Here is a 22282-nt window from a genome sequence, read left to right on the forward strand (position 1 = left end):
CGGGCGCTCGCGCCCCTCGCCGACAGGAGGAACATGACCGAGGAACGATTCACCACCACCAACTCCGGGGCGCCGGTCGCCAGCGACGAGCACTCGCTGAGCGTCGGAGCCGACGGACCCGTCGCGCTCCACGACCACTACCTCGTCGAGAAGCTCGCGCAGTTCAACCGCGAGCGCATTCCGGAGCGCGTCGTCCACGCCAAAGGCGGAGGAGCCTTCGGCCGCTTCACCACCACCGGCGATGTCAGCGCCTACACCCGTGCCGCCCTCTTCCAGCCCGGGGTCGAGACCGAGATGCTCGCCCGCTTCTCCACCGTCGCCGGCGAGCAGGGATCGCCCGACACCTGGCGCGACCCGCGTGGTTTCGCGCTGAAGTTCTACACGAGCGAGGGCAACTACGACCTCGTAGGCAACAACACCCCGGTGTTCTTCCTCCGCGACGGCATCAAGTTCCCCGACTTCATCCGCTCGCAGAAGCGCCTCCCGGGCAGCCACCTGCGCGACCACGACATGCAGTGGGACTTCTGGACGCTCTCGCCCGAGTCGGCGCACCAGGTCACCTGGCTGATGGGCGACCGCGGTTTGCCCTCCTCCTGGCGCCACATGGACGGCTTCGGTTCGCACACTTACCAGTGGATCAACGCGGCCGGCGAGCGCTTCTGGGTCAAGTACCACTTCAAGACCGACCAGGGCATCGAGATCCTGAGCCAGGAGCAGGCCGACCAGATCGCCGGGGAGGACGCCGACTTCCACATCCGCGACCTCTCGTCCGCGATCGACCGCGGCGACTTCCCGTCCTGGACCCTCTCGGTGCAGGTCATGCCCTACGAGGACGCGAAGAGCTACCGGTTCAACCCGTTCGACCTCACCAAGGTCTGGCCGCACGCGGACTACCCGCTGATCGAGGTCGGCACCATGACGCTCGACCGCAACCCTGAGAACTACTTCGCGCAGATCGAGCAGGCGGCCTTCGCCCCCTCGAACTTCGTCCCCGGGATCGCGGCGAGCCCCGACAAGATGCTGCTCGCACGCATCTTCAGCTACGCGGATGCGCACCGTTACCGCGTGGGGACCAACCACGCGCAGCTCCCGGTCAACGCGCCGAAGTCGCCCGTGCACTCGTACTCGAAGGACGGCCCGATGCGGTTCGACTTCCAGAAGTCCGAGGTCCCGGTCTACGCGCCGAACACCACCGGCGGCGCCCACGCCGACCCCGCGCGTGCTGCGGAGTCGACGGGCTGGGACACCGACGGCGAGCTCACGCGTGCCGCGGCGACCCTGCACCCCGAGGACGACGACTTCGGTCAGGCCGGCACGCTCTACCGTGAGGTCCTCGACGATGCCGCGCGTGCGCGACTGGTCTCGAACATCGCCGGTCACGTGTCGAAGGTCACCCGTCCGGAGCTGCGCGAGCGCGTGCTCCAGTACTGGGCGAACGTCGACACCTCCCTCGCGCAGCGGGTCGCGGAGGCGCTCGAGCCGTCGGCCCCCGGGGCGGACGTCTCAGCGGAGGCGGTCGGCATCGGGGCGTAGCCCTCGCTCGCCCGCCGAGGAGCGCGCAGCACCGGAGTGATCCGGGCCGCGCGCTCCTCGTTCTCGTTGCGGGGCGGAGCGGAGCCGAGGGCCGGCGTGTCGGGAGCGCGGGACGTCGGCTGCGGGGACCTCGTCTCGACACGCCCGGGATGCGCGATTTGGGGTCTTCGTTTGACACCGCGCCGACCTCTGCGTAGCTTATTCCTAGTCGCCACAAAGGCCGCAGGGAAACGGAAAGAGCAGCAGCTCCCACGTCCCGGCCTCAATCGGGACCATCCCTTCGGCAAGACAAGCCTTCACGGCGGGTCTGCCGCGAGGATGTAAAGCCGCCGCAGGATCCTTCGGATCCGGCATCTTCGCCGCCTGGCGCAGGACTCAGGTCCTGAGTCAAGCAAGGTGGGAGCGCGAATTAGCGTGACGACAGAGCGAAGTGGCCGGATTTGACACGGCTTGCGGATGTGCTAGGTTATACAAGTTGCCACGGCGGCAGAGGGAAAGAAACTTCCTTCAGCCTAACCGGGTGAATGCGTATGACGCAAGCAACAACATTTTCGATCACTCTCGTTGTGAAGCATCTTTTGTGGTGTGGAGGCGGGGTGTGTCCGATTCTTGAGAACTCAACAGCGTGCACTATGTTCAATGCCAATTTTATATCCTGGTCAGGTTTTCGGATCTGGTTGGGTTTCCTTTGGAAATTGATGTCAGTTTCCGGCTTTCGGGTCGGAGGGATGTCGTATTTGCTGGAGGTCAAACTTGACTTTCCTTCTCTTCGGGGTTGGGGGTCGTAATTTTTTTACGGAGAGTTTGATCCTGGCTCAGGACGAACGCTGGCGGCGTGCTTAACACATGCAAGTCGAACGATGAAGCCTAGCTTGCTGGGTGGATTAGTGGCGAACGGGTGAGTAACACGTGAGTAACCTGCCCTTGACTCTGGGATAAGCGCTGGAAACGGCGTCTAATACCGGATACGACCTGCCCCGGCATCGGGTGTGGGTGGAAAGTTTTTCGGTCAAGGATGGACTCGCGGCCTATCAGCTTGTTGGTGAGGTAATGGCTCACCAAGGCGACGACGGGTAGCCGGCCTGAGAGGGTGACCGGCCACACTGGGACTGAGACACGGCCCAGACTCCTACGGGAGGCAGCAGTGGGGAATATTGCACAATGGGCGCAAGCCTGATGCAGCAACGCCGCGTGGGGGATGACGGCCTTCGGGTTGTAAACCTCTTTTAGTAGGGAAGAAGGGCTTCGGCTTGACGGTACCTGCAGAAAAAGCACCGGCTAACTACGTGCCAGCAGCCGCGGTAATACGTAGGGTGCAAGCGTTGTCCGGAATTATTGGGCGTAAAGAGCTCGTAGGCGGTTTGTCGCGTCTGCTGTGAAAACCCGAGGCTCAACCTCGGGCCTGCAGTGGGTACGGGCAGACTAGAGTGCGGTAGGGGAGAATGGAATTCCTGGTGTAGCGGTGGAATGCGCAGATATCAGGAGGAACACCGATGGCGAAGGCAGTTCTCTGGGCCGTTACTGACGCTGAGGAGCGAAAGCGTGGGGAGCGAACAGGATTAGATACCCTGGTAGTCCACGCCGTAAACGTTGGGAACTAGATGTGGGGACCTTTCCACGGTCTCCGTGTCGCAGCTAACGCATTAAGTTCCCCGCCTGGGGAGTACGGCCGCAAGGCTAAAACTCAAAGGAATTGACGGGGGCCCGCACAAGCGGCGGAGCATGCGGATTAATTCGATGCAACGCGAAGAACCTTACCAAGGCTTGACATATACCGGAAACTTCCAGAGATGGTTGCCCCGCAAGGTCGGTATACAGGTGGTGCATGGTTGTCGTCAGCTCGTGTCGTGAGATGTTGGGTTAAGTCCCGCAACGAGCGCAACCCTCGTTCTATGTTGCCAGCACGTTATGGTGGGAACTCATAGGAGACTGCCGGGGTCAACTCGGAGGAAGGTGGGGATGACGTCAAATCATCATGCCCCTTATGTCTTGGGCTTCACGCATGCTACAATGGCCGGTACAAAGGGCTGCGATACCGTAAGGTGGAGCGAATCCCAAAAAGCCGGTCTCAGTTCGGATTGAGGTCTGCAACTCGACCTCATGAAGTCGGAGTCGCTAGTAATCGCAGATCAGCAACGCTGCGGTGAATACGTTCCCGGGCCTTGTACACACCGCCCGTCAAGTCATGAAAGTCGGTAACACCCGAAGCCAGTGGCCTAACCGTGAGGAGGGAGCTGTCGAAGGTGGGATCGGTGATTAGGACTAAGTCGTAACAAGGTAGCCGTACCGGAAGGTGCGGCTGGATCACCTCCTTTCTAAGGAGCATCTGGATACGGCGCTCTACGGGGCGTGTCGGTTCCAGGCGCCAGATCGAAGCGAATGTCTTCGCTGGTTGCTCATGGGTGGAACATTGGACTAGGTGCTTGATGAGATTCGTCTCGTGTTAGTACGGCCTTCGGGTTGGGAACGCATGGTCGGGTGGAGTTGGGTGCATGCACGCTGTTGGGTCCTGAGGGACCGGGCCTGCTGGCTTCTTCGGAAGGCGGCTGGATCTCGACTCTCTGGATCCTTTTCTCATGCCTGGGTGTGTGGGGGAGGGGTACCGCCCGTATTTTGAGAACTACACAGTGGACGCGAGCATCTTAGATCCGTCACCCTTGCAGGTGTCGGATCGACAAGATTCGCATGATTCGGCTTTTGGGCTGGGTTGTGCAAATCATTGGATCTGCAACTTTTCGAGTTGTAGTTTCTTAACTCATGTGATTAGCAAGTTTTTAAGAGCAAACGGTGAATGCCTTGGCATCTGGAGCCGAAGAAGGACGTCGTAATCTGCGATAAGCCTCGGGGAGTTGATAAACGAGCTGTGATCCGAGGATTTCCGAATGGGGAAACCCCGCCAGGCCCTTTGTGGTGACCTGGTGACTCCCGCCTGAATATATAGGGCGGGTAGAGGGAACGTGGGGAAGTGAAACATCTCAGTACCCACAGGAAGAGAAAACAACAGTGATTCCGTTAGTAGTGGCGAGCGAACGCGGAAGAGGCTAAACCGAGTCATGTGTGATACCCGGCAGGGGTTGCATGGTCGGGGTTGTGGGACTTTTCGTCGTGTTCTGCCGAGCACGGAGCGTTACAGCGCATCATAGACGAACAGGTTTGAATGCCTGGCCAGAGCGGGTGCGAGCCCCGTAGTCGAAATGGTGTTATGGCGTGGAGAGTATCCCAAGTAGCACGGGGCCCGAGAAATCCCGTGTGAATCTGTCAGGACCACCTGATAAGCCTAAATACTCCCAGATGACCGATAGCGGACAAGTACCGTGAGGGAAAGGTGAAAAGTACCCCGGGAGGGGAGTGAAATAGTACCTGAAACCGTTTGCTTACAAACCGTCGGAGCCTCCTTGTTGGGGTGACGGCGTGCCTTTTGAAGAATGAGCCTGCGAGTTAGTGCTCTGTGGCGAGGTTAACCCGTGTGGGGCAGCCGTAGCGAAAGCGAGTCCGAATAGGGCGATGTAGTCGCAGGGTCTAGACCCGAAGCGAAGTGATCTATCCATGGCCAGGTTGAAGCGACGGTAAGACGTCGTGGAGGACCGAACCCACTTCAGTTGAAAATGGAGGGGATGAGCTGTGGATAGGGGTGAAAGGCCAATCAAACTTCGTGATAGCTGGTTCTCTCCGAAATGCATTTAGGTGCAGCGTTGTGTGTTTCTTGCCGGAGGTAGAGCTACTGGATGGCCGATGGGGCCCAAAAGCTTACTGACGTCAGCCAAACTCCGAATGCCGGTAAGTGAGAGCGCAGCAGTGAGACTGTGGGGGATAAGCTTCATAGTCGAGAGGGAAACAACCCAGACCACCAACTAAGGTCCCTAAGCGCGTGCTAAGTGGGAAAGGATGTGGAGTTGCACAGACAACCAGGAGGTTGGCTTAGAAGCAGCCACCCTTGAAAGAGTGCGTAATAGCTCACTGGTCAAGTGATTCCGCGCCGACAATGTAACGGGGCTCAAGCACGCCACCGAAGTTGTGGCATTGACATTAGTGGTAGGCCTTCGTGGTCCAGCCGTGTTGATGGGTAGGAGAGCGTCGTGTGGCGAGTGAAGCGGCGGTGTGAACCAGCCGTGGACGCCACACGAGTGAGAATGCAGGCATGAGTAGCGAAAGACGGGTGAGAAACCCGTCCTCCGGAAGACCAAGGGTTCCAGGGTCAAGCTAATCTTCCCTGGGTAAGTCGGGACCTAAGGCGAGGCCGACAGGCGTAGTCGATGGACAACGGGTTGATATTCCCGTACCGGCGAAGAACCGCCCAAGATAATCCAGTAGTGCTAAGTATCTGAATCCCAGTGATGGATCCCTTCGGGGTGAAGCGTTGGGCCTAGCGTACGACCCCGTGCTGGTGCGTTTAGCGTGTTAACAGGTGTGACGCAGGAAGGTAGCCGAGCCGGGCGATGGTTGTCCCGGTCTAAGGATGTAGGGCGAACGATAGGCAAATCCGTCGTTCATGAGCCTGAGATCTGATGGGTAGACGCAAGTCGAAATCGGTGATCCTCTGCTGCCAAGAAAAGCATCGACGCGAGGTTCTAGCTGCCCGTACCCCAAACCGACTCAGGTGGTCAGGTAGAGAATACCAAGGAGATCGAGAGAATCGTGGTTAAGGAACTCGGCAAAATGCCCCCGTAACTTCGGGAGAAGGGGGGCCTGAGGCGTGAACGGACTTGCTCCGGGAGCGTTCGATGGCCGCAGAGACCAGTGGGAAGCGACTGTTTACTAAAAACACAGGTCCGTGCTAAGTCGCAAGACGATGTATACGGACTGACGCCTGCCCGGTGCTGGAAGGTTAAGAGGAACGGTTAGCCGTGAGGCGAAGCTGAGAATTTAAGCCCCAGTAAACGGCGGTGGTAACTATAACCATCCTAAGGTAGCGAAATTCCTTGTCGGGTAAGTTCCGACCTGCACGAATGGCGTAACGACTTCCCAGCTGTCTCAACCGCGAACTCGGCGAAATTGCATTACGAGTAAAGATGCTCGTTACGCGCAGCAGGACGGAAAGACCCCGTGACCTTTACTATAGTTTGGTATTGGTGTTCGGTGTGGCTTGTGTAGGATAGGTGGGAGACGTTGAAGTGGGCACGCTAGTGTTCGTGGAGTCATTGTTGAAATACCACTCTGGTCACTCTGGATATCTAACTTCGGACCCTAATCGGGTTCAGGGACAGTGCCTGATGGGTAGTTTAACTGGGGCGGTTGCCTCCTAAAGAGTAACGGAGGCGCCCAAAGGTTCCCTCAACCTGGTTGGCAATCAGGTGTCGAGTGTAAGTGCACAAGGGAGCTTGACTGTGAGACTGACAAGTCGAGCAGGGACGAAAGTCGGGACTAGTGATCCGGCAGTGGCTTGTGGAAGCGCTGTCGCTCAACGGATAAAAGGTACCTCGGGGATAACAGGCTGATCTTGCCCAAGAGTCCATATCGACGGCATGGTTTGGCACCTCGATGTCGGCTCGTCGCATCCTGGGGCTGGAGTAGGTCCCAAGGGTTGGGCTGTTCGCCCATTAAAGCGGTACGCGAGCTGGGTTTAGAACGTCGTGAGACAGTTCGGTCCCTATCCGCTGCGCGCGTAGGAAATTTGAGAAGATCTATCCCTAGTACGAGAGGACCGGGATGGACGAACCTCTGGTGTGTCAGTTGTTCCGCCAGGAGCACCGCTGATTAGCTACGTTCGGAACGGATAACCGCTGAAAGCATCTAAGCGGGAAGCCGGCTTCGAGATGAGATTTCCATCCCTTCGGGGGAGAGGCTCCCAGCCAGACGACTGGGTTGATAGGCCGGATGTGGAAGACAGGACTAAAGACTGTCGGAGCTGACCGGTACTAATAAGCCGATAACTTGATAATCATTACACTCATACCGTTGTGAAGGCTGGTAGGAGTGGTCAAAGATTGCTTGCGTCCACTTTGTGGTTCCCAGAATACGGGTACCCCGGCACTGCAAGGTGCGGAACATAATTGAAGACACGCATGACGTGTAACCCCAAGATTTGACCACCCGCCTCGGTGCGGGTCGGTCGCGAGGGTTACGGCGGCTATAGCGAGAGGGAAACGCCCGGTCACATTCCGAACCCGGAAGCTAAGACTCTCAGCGCCGATGGTACTGCAGGGGGGACCCTGTGGGAGAGTAGGACACCGCCGGACACCATTCACGATGGCCACCCAGACACCTGGGTGGCCATCGCTGTTTAACCAGGACAGTACGGTCAACCAGGACGGTGTCGTCAATCAGGACGGTGTCGTCAATCAGGACGGTGTCGTCAATCAGGCCTGTCGTCACTCTGCGCTGTCATCACTCTGCACTGGCTTCGATCAGCGCGGTGTTCGACCAGCGCAGTCCGATCGCGACCGATCTGGGTATCGCGTCGGATCCGCGGGGCTCGCTCGAGCGCGGTGCGGGTTAGGGTGGTGCGACGGCTGCGACCGTCCTCCTGCCCTCGGGCGGGTCAACTCCACAGAGCATCACCACGACAGGCGAGGAACGCATGGACGACTCAGGATCCGACCGCGACGACCGCGAATCCGGACGGCGCGACGAGCGGCCGCCGCGCGCAGGTGGCGTCGGCCGTTCCTCCGGTGGCCGTGGTCGACCTGACGAACCCGATCCGCGTCGCACTGGTGCAGCGCCTCCGCCGTATCGAGGGGCTGGCGAGTCGCGCCCGCAGCGTGAGGGTGACTCGCGGTCGCGTCGCGACGGAGACGCGCGTCCCTCCTACCGCGACGGGGGGGACTCCCGACCTCGGCGTGATGGTGACTCCAGGCCGCGTCGGGAAGGCGACGGACGCGGTTCCTCTCGCGGGGGTGGCGAGTTCCGTCCTCGGCGTGACGGCGACTCTCGTCCTCAGCGTGGTGGTGACGTGCGTCCTCAGCGGGACGGTGACTCCCGTGCGCGCCGGGAGGGCGAGCCGCGCCCGCCGTACCGTGGCGGAGGGGAGTCGCGTCCTCAGCGTGGTGGTGACTCTCGTCCGAGCCGCGAAGGCGGCCCGCGTCCCGCGTACCGTGGCGGCGGCGACGCGCGTCCCCCGCGTGAGGGTGAACCGCGTCCTGCGTACCGTGGCGGTGGCGACTCGCGTCCGCAGCGGGACGGTGACTCCCGTCCGCGCCGGGAGGGCGACTCGCGTCCTCCGTTCCGAGGCGGCGGTCGTGATGGCGGCGCCCGCCCTTGGGCGGACGAGCGTCGCGGAGGGGGGGAGCGCTCGGGGGGTGGCCGAGGCCGAGAGAGCCTCGGAGGAGGCCGCGGCGGGCAGCGCGACGAGCCGGAGCTGACGGAGGAGGAGCGCGAGCGTCGCTCGCTCCAGTCGGTGCGTCCACGCCACGACGATCCGGACCTGCCGGACGACGTCCAGCCGAAGGACCTCGACAAGGTCGCCCGCAACGAACTGCGGACGCTGTCGAAGGACAACGCGGAATGGGTGGCCCGGCACCTGGTGATGGCCGGCCGCCTCCTCGAGGAGGACCCGGAGCTCGCGCACCGGCACGTGCTCTCGGCTGCGCGTCGTGCCGGCCGGATCGCGGTCGTGCGGGAGTCGCTCGCGATCTCTGCCTACGCGACCGGAGATTTCGCGCTCGCTCTGCGCGAGCTGCGCACGTTCCGCCGCATCTCAGGGTCGGACGAGCAGGTGCCGCTGATGGTCGACTCCGAGCGCGGAGTAGGCCGACCGGACAAGGCCCTCGAACTCGGCCGGTCGATCGACCGGTCGTCGCTGAGCCCGGGAGCGCAGGTGTCGCTGGCCATCGCTATGTCGGGCGCGCGGCTCGACCTCGGTCAGCCGGAGCTGGCGCTGATGGAGCTCGAGATCCCCCAGCTGGATCCCGATCGCGCCTTCTCGTACAGCCCGGCGCTGTTCTCGGCCTACGCGCTCGTGCTCGAGGAGCTCGGTCGTGCAGACGAGGCCGCCGTCTGGCAGCGGCGCGCCGACATCGCGGAGCGGGCAGTGTTCGCGGCCGAGGGCGGCGGTGACGACGAGACGATCGAGGTGATCGAGGAGGAGCACGAGGCAGCCCCCTCGACCGGTCGGCAGACCGATGCCTCCGTGCCCGATGCCTCCGCGCCTGACATCGGGCAGCCCGACGCCGACGAGCCCGACCCGGACGTCGCGCCGGACGCACCCGCCCTCAACCCAACCGCCACGCTTATCGAGGAGGACGCCGATGTTCCGCAGCAGCGCCAGGACTGAGCCCTCGCCGCTCGAGGGCCGGGACGCGGTCCTCGCCGACCTGGACGGAGTCGTCTACAAGGGCGCCGACGCGATTCCTTTCGCCGTCGAGAGCCTGAACCGTGCGAGCGAGAGCGTCCGCGTCGGCTACATCACCAACAACGCTTCCCGCACCGACGCTTCCGTGGCCGGACACCTGACCGATCTCGGGCTGAGCGTGCGGCCGGAGGACGTCGTGACCTCGCCGCAGGCCGCCGTCGTGCTGCTGGCCGAGCTGGTGCCGGCGGGCGCGACGGTCCTCGTCGTCGGCGGGGAGGGCCTCACCTCCGAGGTCGAGCGCGCAGGCTTCACCGTCACGCGCAGCGCGGAAGAGCCGCCCGCGGCCGTGATCCAGGGCTTCGCGCCCACGGTCGGTTGGGAGCAGCTGGCGGAGGCCTCCTTCGCGCTGCACACGGGGATCCCGTGGGTCGCGACGAACACAGACTGGACGATCCCGGTGGCGCGGGGCATCGCTCCCGGCAACGGCACGCTGGTCTCGGCCGTGCACACCGCCGTCGGCCGCCTCCCCGTGGTCGCCGGCAAGCCGGAGCGGGCGATCTTCGACGCGGCGACCGCGCGCTTCGGCTCCGCGAATCCGCTGTTCATCGGCGACCGGCTCGACACGGACATCGCCGGCGCGAACGCCGCCGGCATGGACAGCGCGCATGTGCTGACCGGGATCGACCGGGCGAAACAGCTTCTCGCCGCCGAGCCGAAGCTGCGCCCGCAGTACATTCTCGGCGACCTGCGCGAACTGGAGCTGCCGTACCCGGCGACGACGATCGCGAAGAACGGAACGCACGCGGTCCGCGGCGCGAAGGTCCGGCTCGAGGGCGACTCCGTCGTGATCGTGGACGCCGGCGACGATGCGAACGACCTGCTCCGCGCCGCCTGCTCGGTGATCTGGTCCTCCGGACGGGCGATCTACGGCCTCGACGTACCGGAAACGCTCTACACCTGATCGTCGGGCGCTACACCTGCTCGCGGACGGCGGGCTCCGAGGACTGTTCGCGGTCCAGGAGCCCACTGAGCCGTCGCGCGAGACCCACCGCGACGACCGCGAGCAGTGCGCCGTAGACGACGGTCGCGGTGACGACGCCGATACCCGCTCCGATCGGCGCGGCCACCGCGGCGTCGGTAGACCGGTCAGTGCGAGCGAGAGGGCCGGTGTGGGCCGGCAACGGTCGGCGGAGGAGCCGAGCGCGACGATACAGTACGGTCCGCCCGCGATCAGCGGTAGACGGCCCAGTCGTCCTTCGCGAGCACGGTGGGAACGCCTTCGATCTCGACCAGCCACCCGCGGTCGTCGCGCTGGAGGTACCGGCCCTTGACGATCTCGGGAGCCCAGCCGCCGTCTCGTGAGGAGATCCAGCGGACGAAGCGGACGGTGCCTCCGCGTCGGAAGAGGGTGCCGTTGTGGTCGCTCATGCGGTGATCCTCTTCACAGGGAGGTCGTCTCTCGACGAGGGTTCGGGGAGGAGATGGAGTCCGCGGCGTCCGTTCGACGCGGCGGACAGCTCGCGCAGCCACTGCGGGTTCAGCTCGACCGGCTCGGGGCCGTCGTACTCGTACCGGGTCGGGATTCCGGGATGCAGCCACAGCTCGGAGCGGCGGTCCTGCTCGTCCTCGATCGTCAGGAGGAAGCCCTCGCCGCGGCGGAATCGCGAGGTGATGATGGTCTGCAGATGAGCGAGTGCACGGTCGTCGAACGCGTGGGAGCTGGCCGGCCCGCCGTAGAGCAGTCGTCCCATCGCGCACCTCCGTAGCCCTCTGCGGCGCGATGGAGATGCGCCGCTGCACCGACTGTAGGTATTGCTAAGTGGGTTGACTACTGGCGCGGCTGTCGACTGCGTTTTCGGGACACCCGCGATCGAGGCCGTCGGGAGGTGATTCGATAGGCGCAGCGAGTTCCCGCACGGGCGCCTGCCACTCGGAAGGCTCAGATGGACGCTCGACCAGACCTGTTCGCCCTGCTGAAGCGACTGCGGACGGCGGAGCGCGACTACGACGGCCGTGTCGAGCGGCGCCTGGGCATCGGCACCACGGATCTGGCGGCGCTGCGGATCATCGGGATCGGTGAACGGAACGACGAGATCGTGCGCGCGGTCGATCTGGCCGCGGCCCTCTCGATCACGACTGCGGCGGTCTCCCTCCTCGTCGACCGTCTTGGCAGGGCCGGCTACGTCGACCGAACCCCCGATCCCTCCGACGGCCGCGGACGCATCCTGTGCCTGACCGCCCGCGCGCAGAAGGCGATCCTCGGCACGGACCACCCGACGTACGACCGGATCCGGGCGATGGTCGCCCGCGTGCCCGAGGCGGAGGCGGCGACCGTCGCGACGCTCCTGGACGGTTTGAGCAGGATCCTTGAGGGGCAGCCGCGGCCCGAGCCCGTGGACTGACTGTCAGCGTTGCAGGGTGGCGCTCGGCGACTCGCCGAAGCGCTCGGCGTAGGCCGCGCTGAAGCGCCCGGGATTGCCGAAGCCCCAGCGTCGCGCGATCGACGCCACAGTGGCGTCGTGCGGAGATGCCACAGTGAGCTCGACGCGGGCCCGGTCCAGGCGCACCGAGCGGAGGTAGGCGATCGGCCGCACGCCGAGCACCCGCTGGAACGCGGACTGGAGTCCGCGCACGGTGAGCCCGGCCGCCTCCGCAATCTCGGCCGGACCGATCGGCTCGGCGCAGTGCGCGTGCACGTACTCGACGGCGATGCGCATCCGGGCGTTGCGGGGTGCGAGCAGCTCGGGAGGCGCGGGCGCCGCTTCGGGCGGATACAGCTCGAGCAGGGCCGAAACGGTCCGCCGGGTGAGTTCGTCCCACAGCAGCGGCTCGACGCGTTCGCTGCGGAGTGCTCGGGCGGAGGCGGCGACCGCGGCGCGCCACCGGCGCAGCGCGCGCTCCTCCGGACGGTGCTCCGAGTCGAAGGCGAGCAGACCGAGGAGCCCGCACTCGGCGGCGACGCGGTCGACGACTCCCCGGTCGAGGTGCACGAGACGCTGGTCGAAGTCGACGTAGTCGAAGGCGAACGAGCGGCCGACGGGGAAGAGGACCGGCCGGTTCGCCTCCATCGTCAGGGAGCTGCGGCCGAGATCGAGCCGCGCGCTGCCTCCCACGATCCACTGCACCACGACGTCGTCGGAGTCGCCGACGACCCCGGCGAGGCGACCGGACATCCGCGAGGTGCGCAGCGTCATCCCCGCATCGCCGATGGCGGCGTAGCGGTACGTGAACTCGGAGGCGGTCGTGGCGGCCTGCCACTCGTCGCCGTTGTAGAGCCGGGCGAGGCGGTGGCGGGCCTCGTCGGGATCACCGCCGCCGGTGGCGAGCCGGACCTGGGGGTGGTCGTCGTCCATCGGGGTCGTTCCAGAGCCTCAGTGCACCAGGCGGTCGACGAGCGCGCGGTAGCGCGCCGCGGTGCGCTCGACGATCTCGCTGGGCAGCGTCGGGGGCAGGCCCTGACCGTCCCAGTTGTCGGTGAGCCAGTCGCGCACGATCTGCTTGTCGAACGACTGCCCGCGGGTCCCTGCGTCGTAGGCCTCGGCGTCCCAGTAGCGGGAGGAGTCGCTGGTGAGGACCTCGTCGCCCAGGGTGACGACTCCGCTCCGGCGGTCGACGCCGAACTCGAACTTCGTGTCGGCGAGCAGGACCCCGCGCTCCAGCGCGGTCGACGCGGCCTCGTCGTAGACCCTCAGCGAGAGGGACCGCAGCGCCTCCGCCGCCTCCTCGCCGACGATCTCGACGGTGCGCTCAAAGGTGATGTTCTCGTCGTGCTCGCCCTGCGGGGCCTTCCAGGCGGGAGTGTAGATCGGCTCGGGCAGGAGGTCGCCGTCCTTCAGGCCCGCTGGGAGCCGCACGCCGCAGACGGCGCCCGTCGCCCGGTACTCCTTCCAGCCGCTGCCCGAGAGGTAGCCGCGGACGACGCACTCGATCGGGAACATGTCGAGCGTCTTCACGAGCATGGCCCGGCCACGAACCTCCTCGGGGACCTCGCCGGGGAGGAGGTGGTTCGGCACGTCGGAGAGCCGCCCGAACCACCACAGCGAGAGGGACGTCAGCAGCTCGCCCTTGTCGGGGATGCCGGGCTCGAGGACGTGGTCGTAGGCGCTGACGCGGTCGCTGGCGACCACGAGCATCCGCTCGGCGCCGATCACCGGGTCGGCGTCGTCGGGCGTGTAGAGGTCTCGGACCTTGCCCGAGTAGGCGTGCTGCCAGCCGGGCAGCGCCGCCGTGGTGTCGAAGGACAGGGAGTCGTCGCGGGTCACCCGTCCATTCTCGCGGTTCCGACCCCGTCACGACACCTGGGTGCCGGCCGTGCCGCGCCGGAGCGGGTCTGTCAAGCACGCGCGACTGTCCGATCCGCCCGCCTAGCGTCGAAGACATGACTTCCGAGAACGAGCCCACGACGACCGAGAACGACCAGCACTCCGAGAACACCGGCTCCTCCGCGCAGGACCAGTACACGTTCCAGGATCCCACCGCGATGTACGCCGGCATCGACACCGAGGAGCAGTACCAGGAGGGGGCGGGTCTCGACTCCGCGATGGACGATCTCGCCGACCGCGGCGAGAAGACTTACCGCGGCTCCGGACGCCTCACCGGGCGCCGTGCACTCGTCACCGGTGGCGACTCGGGCATCGGCGCGGCCGTTGCGATCGCCTACGCCCGCGAGGGCGCCGACGTCGCGATCGTCTATCTCCCCGAGGAGGAGAGCGACGCGCAGAAGGTCGTCGCGCTGATCGAGCAGGCGGGCCGGAAGGCCGTCGCCATTCCGGGCGACATCACCGATCACGATGTGGCCGTCGGCGCGGTCGCGACGGCCGTCGAGCGTCTGGGTGGGCTCGACATCCTCGTCAACAACGCGGGCAAGCAGCAGCACGTCGAGGACTTCCTCGATCTCTCGGACGAGCAGTTCGACGAGACCTTCAAGACCAACGTCTACGCGATGTTCTGGATGACGAAGGCGGCCGTGCCGCACCTCGCCCCTGGCTCCGCGATCATCAGCACCTCGTCGATCCAGGCTTACCAGCCGTCGCCGATGCTGGTCGACTACGCCAGCACGAAGGCGACGATCAACACGTTCTCGAAGGCGCTGGCCCAGCAGCTCGCCCCCCAGGGCATCCGCGTGAACGTCGTCGCGCCCGGTCCGATCTGGACGCCGTTGCAGACCGCGGGCGGCCAGCCTCCCGAGAAGCTGCCCGAGGTCGGCTCGCAGACGCCGCTCGGACGCTGGGGCCAGCCGGCCGAGCTCGCCCCCGCCTACGTGTTCCTCGCCTCGCCCGAGTCGAGCTACGTCATCGGCGAGACACTGCACGTCAACGGCGGCATGCCGACGCCGTAACACTCGGCGCTCCCGGCGGGCCCCGCCGGTGCGGGGAGGACTCTCCTCCGCGTGCCGACCGGGCCTGCCGTTTTGGTTGTCGTAACAATCGACTGACACGCAGGTTCCTGCGCGAGGCTCGATGCATGACCGATTCCCTGCCGATCCTCGACCTGTCCCGCCTCGACCAGGGGGAGGCGGAGGCCGCCGCCTTCCGCCGCGACCTCCGCGAGACCACGCACGACGTGGGCTTCTTCTACCTGGTCGGCCACGGCGTGCCACAGGACCTCCTCGACGACGTCGTCGCCGTCTCCCGTCGCTTCTTCGACCTGCCTGAGGAGGAGAAGCTGGCCATCGAGAACACCCTCAGCCCGCAGTTCCGCGGCTACACCCGCTTCGGCGCCGAGCTCACCAACGGCGACGTCGACTACCGGGAGCAGGTCGACATCGGCATCGACCGTGCGGCGGTCGAGCCCGGCCCCGGAGTCCCCGACTACGAGCGCCTTGAGGGCCCGAACCTGTGGCCCGAGGCGCTGCCCGAGTTCCGCGAGGTCTTCGAGCGCTGGCACGCGGAGCTCGCGGCCGTCGCCATCCGCCTCCTCGGCACCTGGGCCGTCGCCCTCGACGCTCCGGCCGACGTGTTCGACGAGGCGTTCGCCGAGAAGCCCTTCTCGCTGGTGAAGGTCGTGCGCTACCCGGGCACCTCCGACCCGGAGCCCAAGCAGGGCGTGGGAGCGCACCGTGACGGGGGCGTGCTGACGCTGCTGCTGGTCGAGCCGGGCAAGGGCGGCCTGCAGGTCGAGCACGACGGTTCGTGGATCGAGGCGCCCGCTCTGCCGGGGGCCTTCGTGGTCAACATCGGCGAGATGCTCGAGCTGGCCACCGGCGGCTACCTCAAGGCCACGCTGCACAGAGTGATCTCGCCGCTGATCGGCACCGACCGCGTCTCGATCCCGTTCTTCTTCAATCCGGCCCTGTCGGCGACGATGCCCTCTCTGCCACTGCCGGAGGAGCTGAAGTCGGGCCTGTCCGTCGACCCGACGAACGCGCCCATCCTCGAGACGTACGGCGAGAACGCGCTGCGCTATCGCCTCCGCGCCCACCCCAACGTGGCCGAGCTGCACCACGCCGACCTGCTGTCGCCGACCAGTTGATGCGGGATGTTGACGGAGTGCTGACACTGCGGTGACGGGGCGCTGACGGGGCTCTCGAGAGAGTAGATGCGCCGGCGACCCGCCGGACCGGCACTGCCGGATCTCGACGCGAAGGACCACCCGATGACCTCCCGCCCCCGACGCACCCGCCCCGTCCTCCTCCTGCTCGCCGTCCCTGCGGCAGCGATCGTCGCGCTCACCGGCTTCAGCGCCGGGGCGGCACAGGCCTCACCCGACGAGGCCGCGCCCGCCGCCCCGTCCGAGGCGGAGGTGCTGGCGCAGTTCGACGCGTGGAACGCCTCCCTGGCCACCGGCGACCCCGAGCAGGTGAACGCGCACTACGCGGAGGATGCCGTGCTCCTGCCGACCGTCTCGCCCGGCGTCCACGACACCCCCGAGGAGCGGCTCGGCTACTTCGACTCCTTCCTCGACAACCAGCCCTCCGGAGTGATCACCGAGAGCGTCGTGCGCGACCTCGGCGACGGGAACGCCTCGCTCTCGGGGCTCTACACCTTCACGATGGGGGCGAGCGGCGACATCGTGCCGGCCCGGTTCACCTTCGTCTACGCCCAGATCGACGGCGAGTGGAAGATCGTCGAGCACCACTCCTCCAAGGAGCCCGCCGCGGGGTGACCGCGAGGCGCTCCTCCAGACACCGATGGGACACTGATCCGTGCGTATCCTGCTCGTGGAAGACGATCCTCCGATAGCGGATTCGCTGACCGAGGGGCTCGAACGCTACGGGTACGACGTGACCGGGGTCACCACGGGGCAGGAGGCGCTCGACGCCGCGGTGCCGGACGTCGTCCTGCTCGACCTCGGCCTCCCCGACATGGACGGGCTGGACGTCTGCAGACGGATCCGCGCCGACTCCGATGTGCCGATCATCGTCATCACCGCCAGGGGCGACGAGATCGACACGGTGGCGGGCCTGGAGGTCGGTGCCGACGACTACGTGGCGAAGCCCTTCGGGGTGCGCGAGATCATCGCGCGCATCCGCGCCGTGAGTCGGAGGCGCGCGTCGGCCGATCCCGCTCGGAGCGACCTCACCGCCCCGCCGCTCGCCCTGGGCAGGCTCGGCATCGACGTCGCGGCCCGCCGGGTGCACTCGGACGGCGCCGAGCTGGCGCTGGCACCCAAGGAGTTCGACCTGCTCGTCGCGCTCGCCCGCGGCGCCGGGACGGTCCTCACCCGGGAGGCGCTCATCGACGAGGTCTGGGACAGCCACTGGTTCGGCTCCACCCGCACGCTCGACGTCCACATCTCGGCTCTGCGGCAGAAGCTCGGGCCGGCGGCGGCCATCACGACGATCCGGGGCGTGGGGTTCCGACTGGAGCGCCCCTGATGCGCCGGCGACTCGTGGCGTCGTACCTCCTGATCGTCGCTCTTGCTCTGATCGCGTTCACCGTCCCGGTCGCCGTGAACCTGGACCAGCAGCTCCGGGAGGGTCAGCGCGAGATCGCCCTGCGCGAGGCGCGCACCATCGCCGTGCTGCTCGCGCCGGCCTCTGAGGCCGACCCGGCCTCGTCGAGCGGAGCGCGCCCGGCCGTCGAGCGCCTCCGCGAGGAGGTCGAGCGGCAGACCCAGGGCCGGGTCGAGCTGATCGGCGCTGACCTGCGCCCCGCGCTCGGCCGAGAGGTGGCGAGCGCCGGCGACTCCGACTTCGCCGCCGCACTGGCGGGCGAGGAGCGCGCGCGGATCGTCCCGGACTCGGTCCTGGGCGAGCGTGGGCTGCGGGTGACGGTACCCGCGATGACGGAGCAGGGCGCGACCGTCGGAGCGGTGCGGCTCACTCTCCCCACCGCTCCCGTCGACGAGCAGCTCCGCGGCGTCTGGCTGTTCCGGCTCGGCGCTGGAGCGGTGGTGCTGCTGCTCTCGGGACTCGCCGGCGCCGTGGTGGCGACCTCGCTCCTTCGCCCGCTGCGGCTGCTCGACGCGATGGCGGGGCGGATGTCGCGCGGCGACTTCCAGGTGAGACTCGACCCGGCCGAGGTCGGGCCGCCCGAGACGCGCAGGCTCGCCGAGACCCTCAACGACGGTGCACACCGGATCGACCGGCTGCTCTCGGCGCAGCAGGCCTTCGCGGCCGACGCCTCCCACCAGCTGCGGACCCCTCTGACCGCGCTGCGCCTGAGCCTCGACACCCTCCGTGACCGCCTCGAGGACCGCGCCGACCGGGTGACCGTCGATCGGGCGCTGGGAGAGGCGGGCCGGTTGAGCCGCCTCGTCTCGGACCTGCTCGTGCTCGCGCAGAGCCAGGCGTCCACGCGACCCCGTGAGACGGTCGACGCCACGGCCGTGCTGGAGGCGCGCTGGTCGTTCTGGCAGGCATCGGCCGAGGAGGCGGGGGTGCGGCTCGAACTCGACCCCGCGCCGGAGCGGCCCGTGCTCGCGACTCCCGGACACCTCGAGCAGGCCGTGGACAACCTGATCGACAATGCGCTCCGAGCGAGCGCCGGCGGCGGTCGGGTCGCGCTGCGGTCGCGGTCGGAGGAGCACCGGGTGGTGCTCGAGATCGTCGACGACGGGCCCGGCCTGAGCGCCGAGGAGCGCGAGCGCGCCTTCGACCGCTTCTGGAGCACGGCGCCGGGCGGCTCCGGACTGGGGCTCGCGATCGCCCGCCAGCTCGTGGAGCACGACAACGGCGGGATCGAGCTGGTGGACACTCCGGGTGGCGGGCTCACCGCGCGGCTGGTGCTGCGTCGCCCGCCCGTCGCGGACGGCTGAACCGTCCGCTTGAGCGTCGGCGGCGGGTCCGGTCCCGCGCGACGGAAGGGGCCCCTCCCTCCGCCGAGCCGGCGGGTGGAGGGGCCCCTCGGACGTCAGCGCGTCAGCAGCGCGCTGCGGGGACCGGGACCGTCGCGGAGTATGCCGGCTGGCCGGCCGCCGATCCGGTCACGGTGACGCTGCCCGCGGGCATCGACACCAGGCGCGTGGTGAACGCGGCCGAGGCCGACGCGCCGGGGGCGACCGCGGTGAACGACTTCGACCCTGAGGCCGAGGTGACCGTCACATCGGCCGCCACCGTATCGCTGTTCTTCACGGCCACGGTGAGCACCACCGTGCCGGCGATGCAGCGCGTCGAGGCCGCCGGAGCGAGTTCGAGCGTGTCGAGCGGCACCGCGGCCGAGGCCGAGGTGCGCACCAGCGAGTCGGCGTAGCCGTTGTAGGAGGCGGTGACGCTGCCCACTCCGGCCGGGACCACGGCGCTCGCCGCGCCTCCCGAGAGCCGCACGGTGCTCGACCAGCTGCCGCCGGAGAAGGTCACAGTGCCCGCGACCTCTCCAGAGTCGGCCGCCGCGACCCTCGCGGTGACGGTGCGTCCGTCGGCCGTCAGCGTCGTGGTGGATCCGACCGCCGCGACCGAGGTCCAGTCCTTCATCGCGGTGAGCACCGTCTGCGGAACGCTGACGAACGCGCCGTGCCGAGGACTGGCCGGGAGGCCGCCCTTGGTCGAGACGTTCCACTCCGCCGACTTCGAGAGTCGGGCCGCCTGCGAGCTGCCGGCGATGGCCGCGCCCGAGGTGACGAACGCCCTGTAGCCGCCGCTGCCGTAGTTGTCGACGAGGAACGCGTAGCCGTCGCCGTTCGCGGTGGTGTCGTTGGGGTCGCCCGCGTTCAGCTTGATGATCTCGGGCCCCTCACCGGCCTGACCGGTCTCGAGCGAGGTCATGTTCGTGTCGGTCAGCTGCCAGGTCGTCGTCGGGTCGGCGTTCCAGTTCGAGCTGGTCGTCGGCGCGGTGAGCACCGTCGACTTCTCGAGGAAGATGTCCTTCCCCGTCTCGAGGGTGCCGGCGGCACCGCCCTCCTCGTTCTTGGTGAAGCGGTAGTAGGAGTCGCCGATCTTGGTGATCGTCGAGTCGATCCGCGCGTATCCCGTGTCCTGCCAGGTGGCGGGCGGGGCGGTGAAGGTGCGGAAGTCGCGCGTGATCACCGAGAAGACACGCGAGTAGAGCTTGTCGCTGTTGGTCTTCGAGGCGTCGGAGTACAGGCGCGACGAGAAGAAGACGACGTACGACTGCAGCGCGTCGTCCCAGTACGCCTCCGGGGCCCAGGTCATGCCGGCCGCGGGCTGGTTGACCGTGATGCCGGTGTCGGCGCCGTTGGTGCGGGTCCACTGCACCAGGTCGGTCGACTCCCACACCTCGATCTTCAGGCTCCCCTTGGACTGGGCGTCGCCCCAGCTCGTGCCGCACGAGATGCAGAGGTCGGTGGCGACCATGTAGTACTTGTCGCCGTTGTGCGAACGGAGGATGAACGGGTCGCGCAAGCCCTTCGTGTCGGTCGTCGAGGTGATGACCGCCTTGCCGCCGTTGACCGGCGAGAAGGTGAAGAAGTCGTTCCCCGCGGTCGCGGCCTGGTAGATCTTCTCGTCGCCGTCGGATCTGAAGTACGCCGCGGCGTAGCCCGCATCGGGGGCGGTGCGTCCGAGCTCGGCGACCGTCAGTGTGAAGGTGCGCCTCTCGGTGACGCCGTTGAGCGTCGCCGTCGCGGTGAGGGTGACCGGTTTGTCGCCCGAGCCGTAGGCCGGACGAGTGACGACTCCGCCGCCGCGGTACGGATCGGCCGCGCCGACGGCCGGCGCGGTGTACGCAGTGTTCGTCGGGGTGACGAGCGCCGGGTCGGAGGAAGTCCAGGTGATACTGGTGCCGTTCTTCGTGCCCGCGACCACGAGGGGGAGGTTCTCGGTGGTGCGGGTGGCCAGCGCGAGCGCATCGAGGTCGTCGTTGATGCTCGGCGCGAGCACGACGATGTCGAAGGCGAGCGTGGTGCCGAGGCCGGTGGTCGCGGTGAGGGTCACGGGGGTGTTCTGCGCGATGCTGCGCGAGACGACTCCGGTGCTCGACACGACGGCGGTGTCGGACGAGGACCAGGTGAGCGGGACGCCGCTGCTCGTCGCGGGCAGCGTCAGGTTCGAGGAGACCGCGGTGAGCGAGGGGTTGCCGGCGAGGAGGACGGGGAGGACGTCGGAGCGCAGGAGCGCCGAGGTCGCCGCCGATTTCGCGGCCGCCGAGGGCATGCTCGCCGAGACCTGGTCGGCGGTGAGGGCCGTGTCCCAGAACTTGACGTCGGTCACATCGGCAGTGACCAGGGCGTCGCCGCTGTAGAGGGAGCGGCCGAGGTAGCCGAGCGTCGACCCGGAGGGGACGATGCTCGCCATCGACTTGCTTGTCGTGACGGTCGAGATCTGCGTCCCGTCGCGGTAGAGCGTCAGCGTGGTGCTCGAGCCCGTGCCGGAGCCGACGAGGGTCAGCGTCGTGAAGCCGGGGTTGAGCGCACCGCCGAAGGGCAGGCGGGTCTCGCCGTTGCCGCTGTCCTTCACTCGCATGCCCGCGAGCACTTGCCCGCTGGGTGACCCGTCGGGATTGCGCGGGTTCACGAACACGTGGTTGCCGAGCTGGGTGGTGTTCCAGGCGCCGACGCCGTTGCCGATGACCCAGCCGAACTGGTTGGCGGTCGTCTGCGTCTTGACGGTGTACTCGACCGCGAAGGCGTTGTCGGAGCCGGTGACGAGGCCCTTCGGCAGCGCTGCGTAGCCGTCGGCTCGGAAGCGGGCGACGCGGTCGCCGCCGGCATCGGCGAACGAGGCGTCGGTCAGCCCGGTGAGGGTGGCGTTGCGTCCGTTGCCCGAGATGTCGAGCAGAGCGGATCCGGCGTGCGACATGTCGTAGTGGGCGGTAGGGGCGGGAGCATCGGCCGCGGAGGCGGTGACAGGGACGAGGACGCCGGTGAGGGCGACGCTCGTGCTCGCGAGGGTGGCGAGGAACAGGGATCGGGCGCGGCGCCGGGGCGCGGCGGCAGGGGGCTCCGGGGAGCGTCGTCTCATCGTCGAGACCTTTCCGTTCGGGGAGAGGGAGCGTCGGTCCAGAAGAACCGTCGGCTTTGTTCACGTTAACATGCGCGACCGTCAGAGGCTACGGCCCCGAGTGGCACGCGCCTCCGCTCTCCGCAGCGCAGAGCGTCTGCCGTGCGCAGTGGCGGACTACACCTCCGACGTCGACCCGTCGCCGGAGCGGGAGCTCCGGGGAGGACGACTGATCCCGAGCGCCG

At 66.9% G+C, this 22282-nt stretch carries 15 protein-coding genes and 3 rRNA genes; 12 read left to right on the forward strand and 6 right to left on the reverse strand.

Features of this window, described 5'->3' with window-relative positions; genetic code table 11:
- The first annotated feature begins 33 nt into the window (after window positions 1-33).
- From GSU10_RS01125 to GSU10_RS01150, 6 genes are all read left to right on the forward strand, one after another.
- The gene (locus tag GSU10_RS01125) at window positions 34-1533 is read left to right on the forward strand and encodes a catalase (protein ID WP_068212387.1); all 1500 of its coding nucleotides are present in this window, start codon (window positions 34-36) and stop codon (window positions 1531-1533) included.
- 792 nt (window positions 1534-2325) lie between these two features.
- A 16S ribosomal RNA gene (locus tag GSU10_RS01130) occupies window positions 2326-3848 on the forward strand.
- Window positions 3849-4297: 449 nt separating this feature from the next.
- A 23S ribosomal RNA gene (locus GSU10_RS01135) occupies window positions 4298-7412 on the forward strand.
- Between the two features lie 180 nt (window positions 7413-7592).
- Window positions 7593-7709: ribosomal RNA gene (gene rrf / locus GSU10_RS01140) — 5S ribosomal RNA — on the forward strand.
- The 16S, 23S and 5S rRNA genes sit together here, the layout of an rRNA operon.
- Window positions 7710-8866: 1157 nt before the next feature.
- Entirely contained in the window at window positions 8867-9742 is an 876-nt protein-coding gene (locus tag GSU10_RS01145) for a tetratricopeptide repeat protein (RefSeq protein ID WP_132505467.1), read from the forward strand.
- Complete coding sequence (locus GSU10_RS01150) at window positions 9717-10721, forward strand: HAD-IIA family hydrolase (RefSeq protein WP_068212251.1); 1005 nt, start codon at window positions 9717-9719, stop codon at window positions 10719-10721. The genes GSU10_RS01145 and GSU10_RS01150 overlap by 26 nt, the downstream gene beginning before the upstream one ends.
- Before the next feature lie 10 nt (window positions 10722-10731).
- On the opposite strand, the gene GSU10_RS01155 is transcribed toward GSU10_RS01150, so the two are convergent.
- The 3 genes from GSU10_RS01155 to GSU10_RS01165 all read right to left on the reverse strand — a co-directional run bounded on the left by GSU10_RS01155 (window position 10732) and on the right by GSU10_RS01165 (window position 11511).
- Window positions 10732-10887, reverse strand: coding sequence for a hypothetical protein (locus tag GSU10_RS01155; protein WP_158286128.1), 156 nt, complete (start codon window positions 10885-10887; stop codon window positions 10732-10734).
- Window positions 10888-10990: 103 nt separating this feature from the next.
- Window positions 10991-11188, reverse strand: a complete 198-nt coding sequence (locus GSU10_RS01160; protein ID WP_068212247.1) for a hypothetical protein — start codon at window positions 11186-11188, stop codon at window positions 10991-10993.
- A complete protein-coding gene (locus GSU10_RS01165; RefSeq protein WP_068212246.1) occupies window positions 11185-11511 on the reverse strand; it encodes a DUF7882 family protein in 327 nt (108 codons plus the stop codon). Before GSU10_RS01165 ends, GSU10_RS01160 begins: the two co-directional genes overlap by 4 nt.
- 192 nt (window positions 11512-11703) lie before the next feature.
- Here GSU10_RS01165 and GSU10_RS01170 point away from each other — a divergent pair, with 192 nt between their 5' ends.
- Window positions 11704-12162 (forward strand): MarR family winged helix-turn-helix transcriptional regulator, encoded by a 459-nt coding sequence (locus tag GSU10_RS01170; RefSeq protein ID WP_068212245.1) that lies wholly within the window; start codon window positions 11704-11706, stop codon window positions 12160-12162.
- A 3-nt stretch (window positions 12163-12165) separates the two neighbouring features.
- Here the strand turns inward: GSU10_RS01170 and GSU10_RS01175 are convergent, their stop codons facing one another.
- Complete coding sequence (locus GSU10_RS01175; protein ID WP_068212244.1) at window positions 12166-13113, reverse strand: AraC family transcriptional regulator; 948 nt, start codon at window positions 13111-13113, stop codon at window positions 12166-12168.
- Window positions 13114-13131: 18 nt separating this feature from the next.
- The gene (locus GSU10_RS01180; RefSeq protein ID WP_236713657.1) at window positions 13132-14022 is read right to left on the reverse strand and encodes a phosphoribosylaminoimidazolesuccinocarboxamide synthase; all 891 of its coding nucleotides are present in this window, start codon (window positions 14020-14022) and stop codon (window positions 13132-13134) included.
- Between the two features lie 218 nt (window positions 14023-14240).
- On the opposite strand from GSU10_RS01180, the gene GSU10_RS01185 reads away from it, so the two are divergent.
- The 5 genes from GSU10_RS01185 (at window position 14241) to GSU10_RS01205 (ending at window position 18958) form a co-directional block, all read left to right on the forward strand.
- Complete coding sequence (locus tag GSU10_RS01185) at window positions 14241-15098, forward strand: glucose 1-dehydrogenase (RefSeq protein ID WP_068212254.1); 858 nt, start codon at window positions 14241-14243, stop codon at window positions 15096-15098.
- Between the two features lie 125 nt (window positions 15099-15223).
- Window positions 15224-16231 (forward strand): isopenicillin N synthase family dioxygenase, encoded by a 1008-nt coding sequence (locus GSU10_RS01190; RefSeq protein WP_068212243.1) that lies wholly within the window; start codon window positions 15224-15226, stop codon window positions 16229-16231.
- A gap of 123 nt (window positions 16232-16354) precedes the next feature.
- Window positions 16355-16864, forward strand: a complete 510-nt coding sequence (locus GSU10_RS01195; RefSeq protein WP_068212253.1) for an SgcJ/EcaC family oxidoreductase — start codon at window positions 16355-16357, stop codon at window positions 16862-16864.
- A 55-nt stretch (window positions 16865-16919) separates the two neighbouring features.
- Window positions 16920-17576 (forward strand): response regulator transcription factor, encoded by a 657-nt coding sequence (locus GSU10_RS01200; RefSeq protein ID WP_277871439.1) that lies wholly within the window; start codon window positions 16920-16922, stop codon window positions 17574-17576.
- Window positions 17576-18958: a sensor histidine kinase gene (locus GSU10_RS01205; RefSeq protein WP_068212240.1), complete on the forward strand. Its 1383-nt coding sequence runs from the start codon at window positions 17576-17578 to the stop codon at window positions 18956-18958. The genes GSU10_RS01200 and GSU10_RS01205 overlap by 1 nt, the downstream gene beginning before the upstream one ends.
- A 103-nt stretch (window positions 18959-19061) precedes the next feature.
- On the opposite strand, the gene GSU10_RS01210 is transcribed toward GSU10_RS01205, so the two are convergent.
- Window positions 19062-22058 carry an immunoglobulin-like domain-containing protein gene (locus GSU10_RS01210; RefSeq protein WP_082845248.1) on the reverse strand — a complete coding sequence of 999 codons (2997 nt, stop codon included), beginning with the start codon at window positions 22056-22058 and terminating at the stop codon, window positions 19062-19064.
- Window positions 22059-22282 lie beyond the last annotated feature (224 nt).

The organism is Rathayibacter tanaceti (genome assembly GCF_009834165.1).
Classification (GTDB): Bacteria; Actinomycetota; Actinomycetes; order Actinomycetales; family Microbacteriaceae; genus Rathayibacter; species Rathayibacter tanaceti.

Coding starts and splice junctions, on each gene's coding strand:
- GSU10_RS01125 (WP_068212387.1), top strand. CDS start 34: ATGACCGAGGAACGATTCACCACCACCAACTCCGGGGCGCCGGTCGCC.
- GSU10_RS01205 (WP_068212240.1), top strand. CDS start 17,576: ATGCGCCGGCGACTCGTGGCGTCGTACCTCCTGATCGTCGCTCTTGCT.
- GSU10_RS01185 (WP_068212254.1), top strand. CDS start 14,241: ATGTACGCCGGCATCGACACCGAGGAGCAGTACCAGGAGGGGGCGGGT.
- GSU10_RS01170 (WP_068212245.1), top strand. CDS start 11,704: ATGGACGCTCGACCAGACCTGTTCGCCCTGCTGAAGCGACTGCGGACG.
- GSU10_RS01175 (WP_068212244.1), bottom strand. CDS start 13,113: ATGGACGACGACCACCCCCAGGTCCGGCTCGCCACCGGCGGCGGTGAT.
- GSU10_RS01150 (WP_068212251.1), top strand. CDS start 9,717: ATGTTCCGCAGCAGCGCCAGGACTGAGCCCTCGCCGCTCGAGGGCCGG.
- GSU10_RS01160 (WP_068212247.1), bottom strand. CDS start 11,188: ATGAGCGACCACAACGGCACCCTCTTCCGACGCGGAGGCACCGTCCGC.
- GSU10_RS01165 (WP_068212246.1), bottom strand. CDS start 11,511: ATGGGACGACTGCTCTACGGCGGGCCGGCCAGCTCCCACGCGTTCGAC.
- GSU10_RS01195 (WP_068212253.1), top strand. CDS start 16,355: ATGACCTCCCGCCCCCGACGCACCCGCCCCGTCCTCCTCCTGCTCGCC.
- GSU10_RS01210 (WP_082845248.1), bottom strand. CDS start 22,058: ATGAGACGACGCTCCCCGGAGCCCCCTGCCGCCGCGCCCCGGCGCCGC.
- GSU10_RS01190 (WP_068212243.1), top strand. CDS start 15,224: ATGACCGATTCCCTGCCGATCCTCGACCTGTCCCGCCTCGACCAGGGG.